The sequence below is a fragment of the Minwuia sp. genome, assembly GCF_048263705.1.
Taxonomy (GTDB): domain Bacteria; phylum Pseudomonadota; class Alphaproteobacteria; order Minwuiales; family Minwuiaceae; genus Minwuia.
In genome coordinates this window covers 241,930-256,490 of record NZ_JBLXDV010000002.1, presented here as the reverse complement: position 1 = coordinate 256,490, position 14,561 = coordinate 241,930, and the positions used below count along the sequence as shown (strand labels likewise).

Here is a 14,561-nt window from a genome sequence, read left to right as displayed (position 1 = left end):
GCACACCGTGGCGGCAAATGCCGGGGACAGCAAGACGGGCGGTGACAAGCCCCGGCGCGGCGGCGGATTCCGGCCTGCGGGTGAACAGGCCGCGCGCATCCTGTCGCCGGTCCTGCGCAAACGCGGCTTTGCACATGTCGAGGTGGTTCAGCGCTGGGCGGAGATCGTCGGGCCAACGCTCTCGGATCAGTGCCGGCCCGAACGGCTGGCGTGGCCGCGCGACGACAGTACCGGCGAGGGCGCGACCCTGCACATGATGGTCTCGTCCGGCTGGGCCACCGAGGTGCAGCATCTGCAGCCGCTGATCATCGAACGGATCAACCGCTTCTTCGGCTGGCGTGCTGTCACCGGCCTGAAACTGCGGCAGGGACCGATCCGGCAGAAGCCGAAAAGGCACGTGCACAAGCAACGGCCCCTGACACCCGACGAGCAGAAACAGCTCGACGACCTGATTGCGGGCGTCAGCGATCCGGCGCTGCAGGCGTCGCTGCGGAGTCTCGGCATGGCCATCTTTTCCGCCGAGGGCGGCTGAGGCTATTTCTTCGCCTTGCCGGCGACGGCGGGGCTGAGTCCCGTCGGATCGACCAGCATGCCATGGACCTGCATGTTGTGGCTGTGGGCCACGTGATGCAGGGCGAAGGCGGTCTGCATGGCGTTGTTGCGGCCTGAACAATCCTGGGCGGCGTTCACCGCTTCCTTGGCCAGCTTCAGCGCGAACATCGGCTTCTGTGCAATCTTTTCGGCCATGCCGAGCGCGAAACCGTCCAGTTCATCCTTCGGCACGATGTGATTGATCATGCCCAGTTTCTCGACCTGTTCCGCCGTCAGCCAGTCCGCCGTGAACAGCATCTCCTTGGCCTTGCGGTGCCCCAGCTCCCAGGGGTGCGCGAAATATTCGACGCCGCCGACGCCCATGGCCACCGTGTTGTCCAGGAACATGGCGTCATCGGCGGCGATGATGATGTCACAGGGCCAGATCAGCATCAGGCCGCCCGCGATCACCTTGCCATGGACGACGGCGATGGTGGGCTTCGGGATGTTCCGCCAGCGCTCGGAAAAGCCGATGTAGATTTCGCGTTCGCGCGCCATCTGGGCTTCGGCCCCCGCGCAGTGCCAGCCGCACCAGGTGCCGACCGTATCAAATTCGTCCATGTTGTCGTAGCTGCCGGCCTCGCGCAGATCGTGACCGGAGGAAAAATGCGGACCGTTGCCCGCCAGCATGATGACCTTCACTTCATCATCCTGCGCGGCCTTGTCGAATGCCGCGTTCAGTTCGTACAGCAGCTTCGTATCCTGCGCGTTGCGCGTGTCCGGCCGGTTCAGCACGATCCTGGCGACGTGATCCGCCGGGCGTTCATAGAGCAGGGTCTCGAACTCGCTCATCCTCCGATCTCCTACTCGAACGCCACGATCACGCCATTGGCCTCGCCGGGTGAAACCAGAATGCCTCCGTCGCGATCCTGCCGGAAACTGACGCCGCGATCCGAAAGCAGCCGTGCCGTCGCTTCGGTGTCGCCCACGCGGAAGGTCGCGGCGGCCATGAAGGGTGCCTTGCGCTGCGTCTCATCGGCAACGCCGGGGAACATGACGTCCAGATGGTCGGGCGTGACGAAGATCAGGGCGTGGCTGCCCGTATGCACGGTCAGCGTGTCGTCGGTCAGCACGGTCGCGCCGGGGCCGAGCAGACGCTGCCAGCCATCCACCAGCGATTCGGGATTCTCGACAACCGCGGTAATTGTCAGGATGCTCTGGACGCCGTTCTCGTGCTGCAGCCAGGCCGGTTCGCCGCGGGTGATTTCCGGTGTCTCGTGGTAGCAGATGAAACCGTGGATGCCGGGGGTGGTGGTCGCCGGGTCCTCGAAATGAACCAGCCGGAAGCGCGGCTCGACCTCGCCTTCGGGCAGCTCCAGCGGACGGCGCAGATCCAGCGGACCGCGGATGCCCACACCGTCGGCGTTCAATGATTCGACGGTTCGATCGGCATCGAAGACGGAGAAGGCGAGCCGGTCCAGCCCCTCACCATTGTCTTCCATGCGCGAGATCAGTCCGCGGTCGTCCGCACCGGGATCGACGACGCCGATCAGTTCGACGTAGTCGTTGGGAAACATGATGCAGTAATTGCCCGTCGCCATGTTGCGGTGCCGTCCGCGCGGCGTGCAGGTGAAGCCCAGACGCAGCCACGCGTCCCGCGCATCCTCCAGATCGCGCACCGCCACCACGATGTGGTCGAAACCGTTGATACCGTGACTCATGTTTTTCCTCCCCCAAAGAACGCCGGACCGTCAGTCGCCTTCGAACGCACAGAGGGTCATGACACTCAGACCCATGCCCAGCAGTTTTTCCCTGCCCCCAAGATCGGGCAGGTCGACGATAAAGCAACAGCCTACCACGGTGCCGCCCGCCTTGCGGACCAGATTGACGGCACCGGCTGCGGTGCCCCCGGTCGCCAGCAGGTCGTCGACGATCAGGATATTATCGCCCTCGGTGATGGCGTCGTCGTGGATCTCGATCGTGTCCGTACCGTATTCCAGCGCATAGTCTTCGGAAAGTGTGCTGCCGGGCAGCTTGCCCTTCTTGCGGATCGGGATGAAGCCGACCGACATCTGATGCGCGACGGCCCCGCCCAGCACGAAACCCCGCGCCTCGATGCCCGCGACCTTGTCGATGCGCACGCCGGCGTAGGGCTGGACCAGCTTGTCGATCGCCGTGCGGAACCCGCGCGCGTCGCCCCACAGCGTGGTGACGTCGCGGAACATGATCCCGGGCTTCGGGTAGTCCGGAATCGTGCGGATCTTGCTTCTGATTTCATCGTGAATGTCGTTCATCTCGTCCTATCCCAACACGCGTCCGGCAACGGCATCCAGCATCACGGCCATCTCCTCGTCCCGCGCTTCCGGTGGCGTGATCAGGGCGACTTCCAGTGCCCGGTCGCAGCCCGAATGACAGATGTTGCGACTGCCCGACAGTGCGGGAGCGGCCGCCGCAATCAGATCCTGCGCCTTCGATGCGTTGCCCGTCAGGACTTCCAGCACCGCGGCGACATCGACGTGGGCATCTTCCTCGCGCCAGCAGTCATAGTCGGTGACCATGGCGACCGTCGCGTAGCAGAGCTCGGCTTCGCGGGCGAGCTTGGCCTCGGGCATGTTGGTCATGCCGATCACCGAACAGTCCCAGCTGCGGTACAGGTGGCTTTCGGCGCGGGTCGAGAACTGCGGCCCCTCCATCGTCAGGTAGGTACCGCCGCGCACGTGGTCGATCCCGCAGTCCGACGCGGCCTTTTCAAGCGCGTCGCCCAGGCGGGCGCAGACCGGGTCCGCCATCGAAACATGGGCGACCAGCCCATTGCCGAAGAAGCTTTTCTCGCGGGCGAAGGTCCGGTCGATGAACTGATCGACGATGACGAAACAGCCGGGGGCGAGTTCCTCGCGAAACGAGCCGCAGGCCGAGACCGAAATGATGTCGGTACAGCCCGCCCGCTTCATGACGTCGATGTTCGCGCGGTAGTTTATGCCGCTCGGGCTGATCCGGTGGCCGCGACCGTGGCGCGGCAGGAACACCATCTGCACGTCGCCCAGCCGCCCGAACAGCACCTCGTCCGAGGGCGTGCCGAAGGGGCTGTCGATGCGCCGCCATTCCGTATCGGTCAGGCCGTCCATGCCATAGAGGCCGCTGCCACCGATCACGCCGATGACCGTTTCCGTCTTGTCCAAAGAGATTCTCCGCGTCTGCGCTGTAGCGTTCCAGGAAATGATTGGAGCGCAATCATTTCCTGGAACCCAACCTGTCTCTACCGAGCGTGTTCCACACTAGGGCGGAAACAGTCTGAATGGAACCATTCAGACTGTTTTCAAGAATGGCAACTACCTGTGCGAGTTGCGTTATTTCGTTTTCATGGTGATTCCATGAAAACGAAAAACGCTCTAGTCCAGCATGCGTTTGGGTACACCGACCAGCCGCTCGAAGGCGAGCGAAAGTATGCCGACCGCGATGGTATAGAGCAGGATGCGCGGCACGATCGCCAGGACCAGGTCGAGAAACATCTCGTCGGCGCTGCGGGCTGATGTCAGCACCGTGACCGGCGTATCGAACCAGGCGGCAAGAGCGGCCGCAGGGATGCTGGCGAGCAGATAGGCCAGCACCAGCCGCACGCCATTGCCGCGCGTCGCGACCGCCGAATCGGAGAAACCCATCGGCAGACCGACGGCCGCGGACGGCAGGACCAGAAAGAAGCGCGCGACCAGAAAGCCGAGAATGATGGCGACCGACCCCCAGGACACGGCGGCGGGGCCATAATTCGACAGCAGGCCTGCCGGATCGAACCCTTCGCGCACCAGCCAGATGATCGGGCCGCCCAGCAGGGGGCCGTAGATCGCGTTCACCGCCAGGCCGATGATGTAACCCAGCCCGTAGAGCACGGCAGCAGCCTTGAGATAGGACCATTCCGTCCGGGTGACCTGATAGGCGATCCGGGCGCGGGGATTGTCCGCACCCATCAGGATCATGCGATGCCAGGCGGTCACGACGGGAATGATCACCACCATGCTGATCAGCGTGAACAGCGTTGCTGCGATCTCCGCGCCGATGAAGGGCGTGGCTTCGACGGCGGCGTAGGCGGCGGCCACGGACACCGCAAAGGGCCGCCACATCAGCATCAGGAAGATATCCAGATGCCGCAGGAAGATCAGCCAGGACCGGGAGACCAGTCCCCAGACTGTGACGCGGTCGCGCACCTCGACCTGGCCGACGCGCGGCGGCAGCAGGACCGGGGTGCGGTCCTCGGCGCCGAGTTCGATCTTCGGCGCGGGTCGTTTCGCAATTTCGTTGTCCGCCTGCATCATGGCGGAGCATAGAGCAAAAAAAGGGCCGCGGCGATTGCCACGGCCCTCTTCGGGTCTGTGTGTTGTGACCGCCTAGGGCGGAAACAGCCTGAATGGAACCTTCAGACTGTTTTCAAGAATGGCAACTACCTGTGCGAGTTGCGTTGTTTCGATTTCATGGTGATTCCATGAAAACGAAAAACGCTCTAGTGCAGGCGGCCCCAGATGCGCTTCTTCGCAAGATAGAGCAGAACCGACAGGAAGATCAGGAACAGGATGACCTTGACGCCCATCTGCTTGCGTTCTTCCATCTTCGGCTCGGCGGCCCAGGCCATGAAGGCGCTGACATCCGATGCGATCTGGCTCTTCGTCGCGGCGGTGCCGTCGGCATATTCGACCAGGTCATCGTCGATCGGCGGTGCCATGGCGATGCAATGGCCGGAGACGAAGTACGGATTGACGTAGGTGCCCTCGGGGCAGGTCAGTTCGTGGCCTTCCGCGTCCTTCTCGCCATATCCCGTCAGCAGCGAATAGACGTAGGCGTCGCCGTTGGGGCGGGCCTTGGTCATCAGCGACAGGTCGGGCGGCGCGACGCCGCCGTTGGATGCCGCCGCTGCCTGCGGGTTCGGGAAGGGCGAAGGGAACTTGTCCGACGGGCGCGCGGGCCGGTCGAACATGTCGCCATCATTGTTCGGGCCGTCGGTCACCGTGTATTCGGCGGCGATGGCCTTCACCTGATCTTCCGAGAAGCCGATCTCCGTCAGGTTCCGGTAGGCGACATATTCCATGCCGTGGCAGGCGGAACAGACTTCCTTGTAGACCTGAAAGCCGCGCTGGACCGCGTGCCGGTCATAGGTGCCGAAGGGGCCGCTGTGCGAGAACTCGACGTCCTTCAGTTCCTTGGCACTGCCACCGGCAGCCTGTGCCGCGCCGATCGAGAGGCCTGTGACGGCAATCGCCGCCGCCAGCGTTTTCACAAGACGATGGGCCATGATCACGCTTTCTCCTTCACGGGGGCCGATGCTGCCGCATTGGCGGTCTTGCCTGACCCGAGCACCGATTCGGATATCGAGTTCGGCAGGGGCTTGGGTCGTTCGAACCAGCCAAGCAGCGGCATGATGACCAGGAAATGCAGGAAGTAGTAAGCCGTCGCAATCCGGGCGATCACCAGATAGATGCCCTCGGCAGGCATCGCACCGACATAGCCGAGAACGACGGCGTCGAGCGCGAAGATCCAGAAGAACAGCTTGTACTGCGGCCGGAATGCGGCGGACCGCACCTTGGACCGGTCCAGCCACGGCAGGACGAACAGCACGGCGATCGCGGCGAACATGGCGATCACGCCCAGCAGCTTGTCGGGCACCGAACGCAGGATCGCGTAGAACGGCAGGAAGTACCATTCGGGCACGATGTGCGCGGGCGTCGAGAGCCGGTCCGCGGGGATGTAGTTGTCCGGGTGGCCCAGATAGTTCGGCGCGAAGAAGATGAAGAACGCGAACAGGATGCCGAACAGAGCGAAGCCGAGACCGTCCTTGACCGTGAAATACGGGTGGAAGGGGATCGAGTCCGCCGGACCCTTGATGTCGATGCCCAGCGGGTTGGTCGACGTCTTCTGGTGCAGTGCGACCAGATGCAGGAAGACCAGACCGGCCAGCGCGAACGGCAGCAGGTAGTGCAGGCTGAAGAACCGGTTCAGGGTCGCATTGTCGACCGCGAAGCCGCCCCACAGCCATTCGACGATGCCGGGACCGACCACGGGAATGGCGCTGAACAGGTTGGTGATGACCGTGGCGCCCCAGAAGGACATCTGGCCCCAGGGCAGCACGTAGCCCATGAAGGCGGTGGCCATCATCAGCAGCAGGATCACCACGCCGATGATCCAGATCATCTCGCGCGGGGCCTTGTACGATCCGTAATAGAGACCGCGGAAGATGTGCAGATAGACGGCGATGAAGAACATCGACGCGCCGTTGGCGTGCATGTAACGCAGCAGCCAGCCGCCGTTGACGTCGCGCATGATGTGCTCGACCGACGCGAAGGCGAAGTCCACGTGCGGCGTGTAGTGCATGGCCAGAACGACACCGGTCAGGATCTGGATCACCAGGACGATGCCCAGGATCGAACCGAACTGGTAGGCGAAGTTCAGGTTGCGCGGATAGGGATGTTCGATGAACGCGTGGTGCATCACCGTGAACAGCGGCAGGCGGTCGTCCACCCACTTGATCACCGAATTGTTGGTCTGAAATGACATGTCTGGGTCCTCAGCCGATCAGGATCTGGGTGTCGGAGGTGAATTCGTAGGGCGGGATTTCCAGGTTCAGCGGTGCCGGACCCTTGCGAATGCGCCCTGAAGCGTCGTAGTGCGAACCGTGGCACGGGCAGAACCAGCCGTCGTATTCGCCCTGATCGGATTTCGGGATGCAGCCCAGGTGCGTGCAGGCGGCCAGCACGACCAGCCATTCGTCATGCCCTTCCTTGACCCGCTCGACATCGGTCTGCGGATCGGGAAGGTCGGACACATCGACCGCGCGCTCCTCGGCGATCTCGGCTTCCGTACGACGCCGGATGAAGACGGGCTTCTTCTGCCAGGTCACCGTGATGGTCTGGCCCGGTTCAACCGCTGACAGATCGACTTCCGTCGTTGAAAGCGCCAGAACATCGGCCGACGGGTTCATCTGGTCGATAAACGGCCAGACCAGCGCTGCAGCGCCGACGCCACTTGCGGCTGTGGCCGTAATAATCAGGAAATCCCGACGGGGACCGTCGCCATGTCCTTCGCTCATAGGCTTAAACCTTCTCGCATCATCTGTTTCTGTGGGTAAGGCACGCGCACGAATCCCGGCAGCCCCACTCCCGTAACGCGTTTAGAAATCAGTTTTGCCGGGCCAAGTCCAGTTGGCCCGATCGCTTGCGACAGTCGGACGCATCGCCTTGAAGGCAGGCCGCTGTGCCATTCAACACGTCGAAACATAAGGGGAAATCAGCTCATGCGTCTGGCCCTTTTCCAGCCTGACATCCCGCAGAATCTGGGGGGCGCGATCCGGCTGGCGGCGTGTCTCGGTGTGCCGCTGGATGTGATTCGGCCCACGGCCTTTCCGCTGGGGACGCAGGATATGCGGCGGGCGGCGATGGACTATGCCGATCGTGCCGACATGCGGCTGCACGCGGCCTGGGAACCGTTCCGCGCGGCGAATCCGGACACGCGCATCATCCTGCTGACCACGGCGGGCGAAACCGATCTCCATGATTTCGCATTCCGGCCCGACGACATTCTGCTGATGGGCCGCGAGAGTGCCGGGGTTCCGGATCATGTCCACGCTGCGGCGGATCACCGAATCCGCATCGCCATGGCGGATGGCGCGCGGTCGCTGAATGTCGTGGTCGCGGCGGGCATGGCGCTGGGCGAGGCGTTGCGGCAGACACGATGACACGGATGCGCCGCATGTCCCGCCCGATTGACTTGCATCAAGAAGCTTGCGACTGACCCTGATATCTCCGCACGGATTTTGATGATCGGGAACAGACAGATGAATGATGAAGCGCGCAAGCAGGCGGCAAGCGACTGGTTCAGGGATCTGCGCGACCGGATATGCGCCGCGTTCGAAGCCATCGAGGCCGAGCACGAAGGCCCGCTGGCCGACCTGCCGCCAGGCCGGTTCGAACGCAAGGCCTGGGATCGTCCGGGGGGCGGAGGCGGCGTCATGTCGGTCATGCGGGGCCGGGTGTTCGAGAAGGTCGGCGTGAATATCTCCACGGTCGACGGCACCTTTTCCGACGACTTCGCCGGCCAGATTCGGGGCGCGAAGGAGTCCGGCGGCAGGTTCTGGGCTTCGGGCGTGTCGCTGGTGGCCCACATGCGCTCGCCGCTGGTGCCCGCCGTGCACATGAACACGCGCCACATCCGGACGTCGGTCGGCTGGTTCGGCGGCGGCGCGGACCTGACCCCGATGTATCCCGACGAAGAAGATACGAAAACGTTTCACGCGGCGCTGCAGAAGGCCTGCGATGCGCACGGCGAAGACTATTACGCGCGTTTCAAGAAATGGTGCGACGAATATTTCTACCTGCCGCACAGAAACGAGCCGCGCGGGATCGGCGGCATCTTCTACGATCATCACGACACCGGCGACTGGCAGGCCGATTTCGATTTCACCAAGGACGTCGGACGCGCGTTCCTGGACGTCTATCCGCGCATCGTCCGCCAGCACAAGGACCGGGAATGGACGCCTGAACAGCGCGAACATCAACTGGTGCGCCGCGGGCGCTACGCCGAGTTCAACCTGATCTACGACCGGGGAACGACCTTCGGCCTGAAGACCGGCGGCAATACCGAAGCCATCCTGATGTCCCTGCCGCCCGAGGCGAAGTGGCCGTGATGCAGGGCCGGCCGCGGACCTGACGGGAAGGCCTACCAGGCCACCCCGTCATAGCGGCCTTTCTCGCTGGGCTGATCGAGCACGCGCACGAAATCGACCAGCACCTGATCGTCGCGCATCATTTCGGGCACGCGGCGGAACGCCGGGTCGCCGTTGCCGATCACCAGCACCTCGGCGTGGTCGATGACCTCCTGCATTGAATCCACCATCAGATCGGAGATGTGCGGGATCGCCCTGGTGATGTAGTCGCGGTTGGCACCGGTCAGCCGTGCGAGGCTGACGTTCCTGTCGTACAGCTTCAGGTCCATGCCCTTGCCCAGCAGCCGCTCGATGACCTCGACCAGCGGGCTTTCGCGCAGGTCGTCGGTGTGCGCCTTGAAGCTGAATCCCAGCACGCCGACTTTCCGCCGGCCCTTGTTCAGCACCATGTCCACGCCGGCCTCGATTTGCCAGCGGTTCGACGGCAGAGCCGCGTTGAGCAGGTGCACCGGCAGGTCCAGTTCGCGGGCCTTGTAGGTGATGGCGCGCAGGTCCTTGGGCAGGCAGGATCCGCCGAACGCGAAGCCCGGACGCAGGTAATAGGGGGAGATGTTCAGCTTGGTGTCCTGACAGAAGATGTCCATCACCTTGTGGCTGTCGATGCCGAGGCGTTTCGAGATCGCGCCGATCTCGTTGCCGAAGGTCACCTTCACGGCGTGCCAGGCGTTGTCGGCGTACTTCACCATCTCGGCGACTTCGATGTCCGTGCGGATCAGCGGTGCGTCCAGATGGGCGTACAGGTCGGCCAGCGCATCGCCCGAGCGCTTGTCGCTCTCGCCGATGACGGTCTTCGGCGGCTCCCGGAAATCGCGGACGGCGCTGCCTTCACGCAGGAATTCCGGGTTGTTGCAGACACCGAAACCTTCGCCGACTGTCTTGCCCGACGTGCTTTCCAGCGTCGGGATCACGGTCTCGCGGATGGTGCCGGGCAGCATGGTGGAGCGGATGACGACGATGTGGAAATCGTCCTTGTCCTTCAGGATCGTGCCGATCTCCTCGCAGACCTTCGTCAGATACTGCAGGTCCAGATTGCCGTTCTGCTGGCTGGGCGTGCCGACACAGACCAGCGACAGGCCGGTCTTCATGACGGCTTCGACCGGATCGGTCGTGGCGCTCAGGCGGCCGCTCCGGACCCCTTCTTCCATCAGTTCCGCCAGGCCCGGCTCGACGATGGGCGACTTCGCCTGATTGATCAGATCGACCTTGGTCTGATTGGGATCGACGCCGATGACGGTATGCCCGTCGGAAGCAAAGCAGGCGGCGGATACATTGCCGACATAACCCATGCCGAAGACACTCAGACGCATATTTTCAGGCTCCATTTCAGGGACATGCAGGATGTCTGCGTCCCGTTTCTATCCTGTGACAGACTAACGGTCTCCGACAACCAGTCGGAAGGCGGTTTCATGATTGGTGGCCAGCTGACCGGCAAAAACGATGCGCGGCGCGGCCTGACGGACGCCGAAGGACGGTGAATACCATCCCCGTTCGGGTGCGGTGCGCCCCGTTTCGACCCAGCCCGGCAACTGCCCGTCGTTGAGAATCTGCAGCACGGTCTTGTGGGCTTCGTCGCGGATCACGAACCCCGTCCCCATGGCCTCGACCTGGAAGTCCGGTGAGACCAGAAAGCCGATCTCCACCCGGTGATCGCCGCGTGGCCCCAGCAGTCTGTCCGCGATCCGGAACGTGTTCGGCGATTGACGCGCGACGGTACGCCGGTGCGTGACCCGGTGGCTTTCCAGATAGCCGTCGTGCTCGGCGGAAATGGTCCAGCTGTCGGCCTCGGGCGTGAACCCTGCGACCGAAGCCTTCGCCTTCCGGGCCCAGTTGAACGGGCCTGAGATCTCCGAGCTGTTCTCGCCCGAGATGGTCAGCGTGTTGTGGGCGACCGTGCCCCGGAAATGGTCCCGCCACTGATGGCCGGCATGATACAGGTATGTGCCGCCGTCGATCAGCACCGGTCGCCCGCCGACATGCATCCAGACGGCCAGTGTATCGGCGTGGCCATGCGCGGCGATCGACAGGTACCCCAGCGCCCCGTGGTCGAACACCAGCAGATGATCGGCGGTACCGTCCCGCGCCGGCTGGCGGTCGACGGTATAGCCGCCCTCGCCGAAGTGGCGCACGCCGGCGGGCCAGATCACGTCGGGTTGCGGAGCCGGGAACAGGGCGTTCCTCAGGTGTGAAACCGGCACCGGCGGGGCCAAGGCGGGTTCGTCGGTGGCGCTGGCGATGCAGCCCATCACCGAATTCACCGTCGGCTCGATCCCCATGCCGTTGCCGAAGACATGGCTGTCGTCGTCATCGCCGATCCGGGGCTGGTGGCCGCCGCTGTCGGTTATCCATTTCAGGAACTCGCCCGCCTTGCCGATCCGGTGCCAGAAACTCTGTGAAAACGGTCGGTCCAGACGGCGGCCGAGATCGCCGCAGAGCAGCAGCCATTCCAGCGTCAGTGCAGCATAGGCAGGCGACTGTTCCCGGCCCACGCCGTCGGGCGCGATCTGGTCGGTGGCGGCGCGCTCCAGCGTGCGGGTGCCGTAGCTGCGCCAGCGCGACGCGCCCGGCAGGTCGGGCGACAGGCTGCCCAGCAGGAACAGCGCGGCAGCCTCCGCCACCAGATGGTTGTTGGCCGACGAATGGCGCGACGGAAACCGGTCGATCCACCAACCGTGCTGGTAAAGGGACCGCAGGATGATGATGCGCTCGTCCCGAGAGACGTGGTCGCCCAGCAGGCTGGTCACGACGATGATGCTGACGATGCGGAAGGCGACCTCGATCATCGATGGCCAGTTGACCCCCTGATAGGGCGGATTCTCGTCAATCCACGACAGCAGATGATCAAGGCACAGGCGCGTCGCCGCCGGGTCTTCCGAAATGCGGGCGTAGGCGGCAAGCGGCTGCAGGTACTGAAGCCGCGAGATCTCCCAGACATTCTTGACGTCGCCGAACGCATCGGCATGCCGGTAGGGGATATCGAAACAGTAATCGCCGGCGGGCCAGCGGTCGCCCGTCACCGGATCCAGATGCCAGTCCGGCATCGCGCCGTCCCTGCCGGGGGCAGGCCAGGTGATGCCGAGAAATTCGAACCGGCATTCGGCGACGGCATCCCGGTGCTTCGCCCAGTGCGACATCAGGGTCGGATCCGCGGCCAGGCGCCCGACGCCTTCGGCCAGTCCCGGCCAGACGGGAAGGGACATGTCGCCGGGGTCGAAGTCCAGCACCGATCCGGGCACGTGCCGCTTGGAAATCTGCCGCTTGCGCATCTCATCGATGCGGTGCGCGACCTCGCTTGCGGACATGGCGGCCAGCCGGTTGCGGTACCAGCGGTAGCGTTTGATGATCCGCGAGAGCGCGGCGGAGGTTTCGTCGGCGCTGGTCATGCGGTCCTCCCGTGCAGGAGGGACTCGTATCCCGATTCCAGTCTGGTCAGCACGCTTTCCGCCGTGAACTGCCGGCGCAGCCTGTCCTGCGCCGCGGTGACGAGGCGCAGCCGCAGATCGGGGTCTTCCGCCAGCCGGCGGATCGCGCCTGCCAGTTCCTCGACATGGCCGGGCTGCATCACCAGCGCCTCGACCTCGTGATCTACGATTTCCGGCACGGCCCCCACCGGGGTCGCGATGCAGGCGCACCCCGCCGCCATGGCCTCCAGCAGGCTGTTCGGGAAACCCTCGCCGAACGAGGGCATCAGGAAGATGTCCGCCCGCCGCAGTTCATCGAGGAAGCCCGCGTGCTCCAGAAACCCTTCCAGTTCGACGTTGCGGGGAAATGTTTCGGCCTCGATCTGCGATTTCAGGGGATCGATCACCGCGATGAAACGGTAGTCCGCGGCGACGTTCTGCAGGTGGGGATGCTTCAGCGCCTGGATGACGACCTGCGCGCCCTTGCGCACCGATTCCGAACCGGCGAAGAACAGCACGCGCGGCGGGTCGTTCCGCGGGGACTCGACGGGCGTGATGGATGCCGCCGGGATCGAATTGTAAAGCACGATGACATCGTCGGTACGTCCGACCTTCGCCAGATAGGACCGCCAGCTTTCCGACTGCACGATCAGGATGTCCGGCGCGGCGATGCCCTTCCGGATCAGTCCTTGAACGCGCGGGCTGCTGCTTTCGTAGAACTTGTCGAACACGCCGCCCAGCCGCAGCATCGTGGGACGGCGGAACAGCTTTGCCATCATCAGATACAGACAGCTCTCCCAGAAGGTCTGGAAATCCGAAGACTGGATCTGGACCAGGTCGATGCGCCGGAAGACCAGCACGAAGGGGAATGTAAGCAGGTGCCAGAAGGTCACCCAGCCCGCCTTCAGCAGACGACCGGTCCCGCCCTTGAACATGGCCGCATAGCCGTAGTTGTCGACGACGTTCTTCTTCGGCGGACGGGATGTCGTGTGTGCGATGAACCGGAAACGTTCGGCCAGCGGCGAGTTGAGCACGTTCAGCATGAATGTCGTGACTCCGCCCCTGGTGGGCGGAAAGGGTCCGACCATCAGCACGCGCGGTTTGTCGTGACCCCTCGTCAAACTCGACATCCCCCTGTTGACACGTGCGGCTGGCATAGGCATCCGGCGTGACGTTCGCTATACAAGGCGTCGAATGCAAGTTGTCTGCCGGTCTAGTGTGCGGGCGTGTCGGATGTCAATCGAGGGGCGGTCATGCTCTGGAAACTGTTCAGGAAATTCTCCGGTCATTCGCGCCAGAAGCGGGCGCGGCTGTTTCTGAGCAGCTTCGATATCGGACCCGAGACGAAGATTCTGGATCTGGGCGGCGGCACGGGCGGTCATATTGCGTCGGTTCTGAAAGAGCCCGCCGATGTGACGGTGGCGGATATTTCGGAGAGCGATCTGGCAGAGGCCGCGCAGCGCGGTTACCGCACGGTGCAACTCGCGGGCGACGAAGACGTCATGCCGTTCGAGGATGAAGCCTTCGACATCGTCTTCTGTTCGTCGGTGATCGAACATGTCACCGGTCCGAAGGAGGAGATGCGCTGGATGACCGACGACAGGCGCTTCAACGAGAGCGCCGACCGGTTCCAGGGACAGTTCGCGTCCGAACTGCGGCGCATCACGAAGGGCTATTTCGTGCAGACGCCCTACAAGTACTTTCCCGTCGAGAGCCATTCCTGGCTGCCCGTGTTCATCGTGATGATGCCGCGCTGGATGATGGTGCCGACCATACGGTTCACCAACCGCTTCTGGCCCAAGGGCACGCGGCCCGACTTCCGGTTGCTGACGCGCACATCCATGAAGAAGCTGTTTCCGGACGCGATGATCGTGGACGAGCGTGCGGGCGGTTTCATCAAGTCGATCATTGCGGTGAAGAAGCCCTGACGG

At 63.8% G+C, this 14,561-nt stretch carries 15 protein-coding genes; 4 read left to right on the top strand and 11 right to left on the bottom strand.

Annotation, left to right across the window (positions count from 1 at the left end; all coding sequences use genetic code 11):
- The first annotated feature begins 7 nt into the window (after positions 1–7).
- On the top strand, positions 8–532 hold the full coding sequence (locus tag ACN0X7_RS03615; protein WP_417514201.1) for a DUF721 domain-containing protein: 525 nt from the start codon (positions 8–10) through the stop codon (positions 530–532).
- Positions 533–534: 2 nt separating this feature from the next.
- Here the strand turns inward: ACN0X7_RS03615 and ACN0X7_RS03610 are convergent, their stop codons facing one another.
- From ACN0X7_RS03610 to petA, 8 genes are all read right to left on the bottom strand, one after another.
- A complete protein-coding gene (locus ACN0X7_RS03610; RefSeq protein WP_417514199.1) occupies positions 535–1,383 on the bottom strand; it encodes an enoyl-CoA hydratase in 849 nt (282 codons plus the stop codon).
- A gap of 11 nt (positions 1,384–1,394) precedes the next feature.
- Positions 1,395–2,252 carry a VOC family protein gene (locus tag ACN0X7_RS03605; protein WP_417514197.1) on the bottom strand — a complete coding sequence of 286 codons (858 nt, stop codon included), beginning with the start codon at positions 2,250–2,252 and terminating at the stop codon, positions 1,395–1,397.
- Positions 2,253–2,282: 30 nt separating this feature from the next.
- The gene (locus ACN0X7_RS03600) at positions 2,283–2,825 is read right to left on the bottom strand and encodes an adenine phosphoribosyltransferase (RefSeq protein WP_417514195.1); all 543 of its coding nucleotides are present in this window, start codon (positions 2,823–2,825) and stop codon (positions 2,283–2,285) included.
- Positions 2,826–2,831: 6 nt separating this feature from the next.
- Positions 2,832–3,710, bottom strand: a complete 879-nt coding sequence (locus ACN0X7_RS03595) for an S-methyl-5'-thioadenosine phosphorylase (RefSeq protein ID WP_417514193.1) — start codon at positions 3,708–3,710, stop codon at positions 2,832–2,834.
- A 210-nt stretch (positions 3,711–3,920) separates the two neighbouring features.
- The gene (locus tag ACN0X7_RS03590) at positions 3,921–4,838 is read right to left on the bottom strand and encodes a hypothetical protein (RefSeq protein WP_417514191.1); all 918 of its coding nucleotides are present in this window, start codon (positions 4,836–4,838) and stop codon (positions 3,921–3,923) included.
- Positions 4,839–5,023: 185 nt separating this feature from the next.
- Positions 5,024–5,809 (bottom strand): cytochrome c1, encoded by a 786-nt coding sequence (locus tag ACN0X7_RS03585; protein WP_417514189.1) that lies wholly within the window; start codon positions 5,807–5,809, stop codon positions 5,024–5,026.
- A 2-nt stretch (positions 5,810–5,811) separates the two neighbouring features.
- A complete protein-coding gene (locus tag ACN0X7_RS03580) occupies positions 5,812–7,068 on the bottom strand; it encodes a cytochrome b (protein WP_417514187.1) in 1,257 nt (418 codons plus the stop codon).
- Positions 7,069–7,078: 10 nt separating this feature from the next.
- The gene (gene petA, locus ACN0X7_RS03575) at positions 7,079–7,600 is read right to left on the bottom strand and encodes a ubiquinol-cytochrome c reductase iron-sulfur subunit (protein WP_417514185.1); all 522 of its coding nucleotides are present in this window, start codon (positions 7,598–7,600) and stop codon (positions 7,079–7,081) included.
- 204 nt (positions 7,601–7,804) lie between these two features.
- On the opposite strand from petA, the gene ACN0X7_RS03570 reads away from it, so the two are divergent.
- Both ACN0X7_RS03570 and hemF read left to right on the top strand, forming a co-directional pair.
- On the top strand, positions 7,805–8,245 hold the full coding sequence (locus tag ACN0X7_RS03570) for a tRNA (cytidine(34)-2'-O)-methyltransferase (RefSeq protein ID WP_417514183.1): 441 nt from the start codon (positions 7,805–7,807) through the stop codon (positions 8,243–8,245).
- Between the two features lie 99 nt (positions 8,246–8,344).
- Positions 8,345–9,193 (top strand): oxygen-dependent coproporphyrinogen oxidase, encoded by an 849-nt coding sequence (gene hemF, locus ACN0X7_RS03565; protein WP_417514181.1) that lies wholly within the window; start codon positions 8,345–8,347, stop codon positions 9,191–9,193.
- 32 nt (positions 9,194–9,225) lie between these two features.
- Here hemF and ACN0X7_RS03560 read toward each other — a convergent pair whose 3' ends face one another.
- From ACN0X7_RS03560 to ACN0X7_RS03550, 3 genes are all read right to left on the bottom strand, one after another.
- A complete protein-coding gene (locus ACN0X7_RS03560) occupies positions 9,226–10,539 on the bottom strand; it encodes a nucleotide sugar dehydrogenase (protein WP_417514179.1) in 1,314 nt (437 codons plus the stop codon).
- 63 nt (positions 10,540–10,602) lie between these two features.
- Entirely contained in the window at positions 10,603–12,612 is a 2,010-nt protein-coding gene (locus ACN0X7_RS03555) for a heparinase II/III domain-containing protein (RefSeq protein ID WP_417514177.1), read from the bottom strand.
- Entirely contained in the window at positions 12,609–13,673 is a 1,065-nt protein-coding gene (locus ACN0X7_RS03550) for a glycosyltransferase family 4 protein (protein ID WP_417514175.1), read from the bottom strand. Before ACN0X7_RS03550 ends, ACN0X7_RS03555 begins: the two co-directional genes overlap by 4 nt.
- Before the next feature lie 210 nt (positions 13,674–13,883).
- On the opposite strand from ACN0X7_RS03550, the gene ACN0X7_RS03545 reads away from it, so the two are divergent.
- Positions 13,884–14,558 (top strand): methyltransferase domain-containing protein, encoded by a 675-nt coding sequence (locus ACN0X7_RS03545; RefSeq protein WP_417514173.1) that lies wholly within the window; start codon positions 13,884–13,886, stop codon positions 14,556–14,558.
- The last annotated feature ends 3 nt before the right edge of the window (positions 14,559–14,561 follow it).

Excerpts from the sequence above, each read along its gene's own strand:
- ACN0X7_RS03600 (WP_417514195.1), bottom strand. The coding sequence starts at position 2,825 with ATGAACGACATTCACGATGAAATCAGAAGCAAGATCCGCACGATTCCG.
- ACN0X7_RS03590 (WP_417514191.1), bottom strand. The coding sequence starts at position 4,838 with ATGATGCAGGCGGACAACGAAATTGCGAAACGACCCGCGCCGAAGATC.
- ACN0X7_RS03610 (WP_417514199.1), bottom strand. The coding sequence starts at position 1,383 with ATGAGCGAGTTCGAGACCCTGCTCTATGAACGCCCGGCGGATCACGTC.
- ACN0X7_RS03570 (WP_417514183.1), top strand. The coding sequence starts at position 7,805 with ATGCGTCTGGCCCTTTTCCAGCCTGACATCCCGCAGAATCTGGGGGGC.
- petA (WP_417514185.1), bottom strand. The coding sequence starts at position 7,600 with ATGAGCGAAGGACATGGCGACGGTCCCCGTCGGGATTTCCTGATTATT.
- ACN0X7_RS03545 (WP_417514173.1), top strand. The coding sequence starts at position 13,884 with ATGCTCTGGAAACTGTTCAGGAAATTCTCCGGTCATTCGCGCCAGAAG.
- ACN0X7_RS03550 (WP_417514175.1), bottom strand. The coding sequence starts at position 13,673 with ATGCTGAACGTGCTCAACTCGCCGCTGGCCGAACGTTTCCGGTTCATC.
- ACN0X7_RS03605 (WP_417514197.1), bottom strand. The coding sequence starts at position 2,252 with ATGAGTCACGGTATCAACGGTTTCGACCACATCGTGGTGGCGGTGCGC.
- ACN0X7_RS03580 (WP_417514187.1), bottom strand. The coding sequence starts at position 7,068 with ATGTCATTTCAGACCAACAATTCGGTGATCAAGTGGGTGGACGACCGC.
- ACN0X7_RS03585 (WP_417514189.1), bottom strand. The coding sequence starts at position 5,809 with ATGGCCCATCGTCTTGTGAAAACGCTGGCGGCGGCGATTGCCGTCACA.
- ACN0X7_RS03560 (WP_417514179.1), bottom strand. The coding sequence starts at position 10,539 with ATGCGTCTGAGTGTCTTCGGCATGGGTTATGTCGGCAATGTATCCGCC.
- ACN0X7_RS03555 (WP_417514177.1), bottom strand. The coding sequence starts at position 12,612 with ATGACCAGCGCCGACGAAACCTCCGCCGCGCTCTCGCGGATCATCAAA.
- hemF (WP_417514181.1), top strand. The coding sequence starts at position 8,345 with ATGAATGATGAAGCGCGCAAGCAGGCGGCAAGCGACTGGTTCAGGGAT.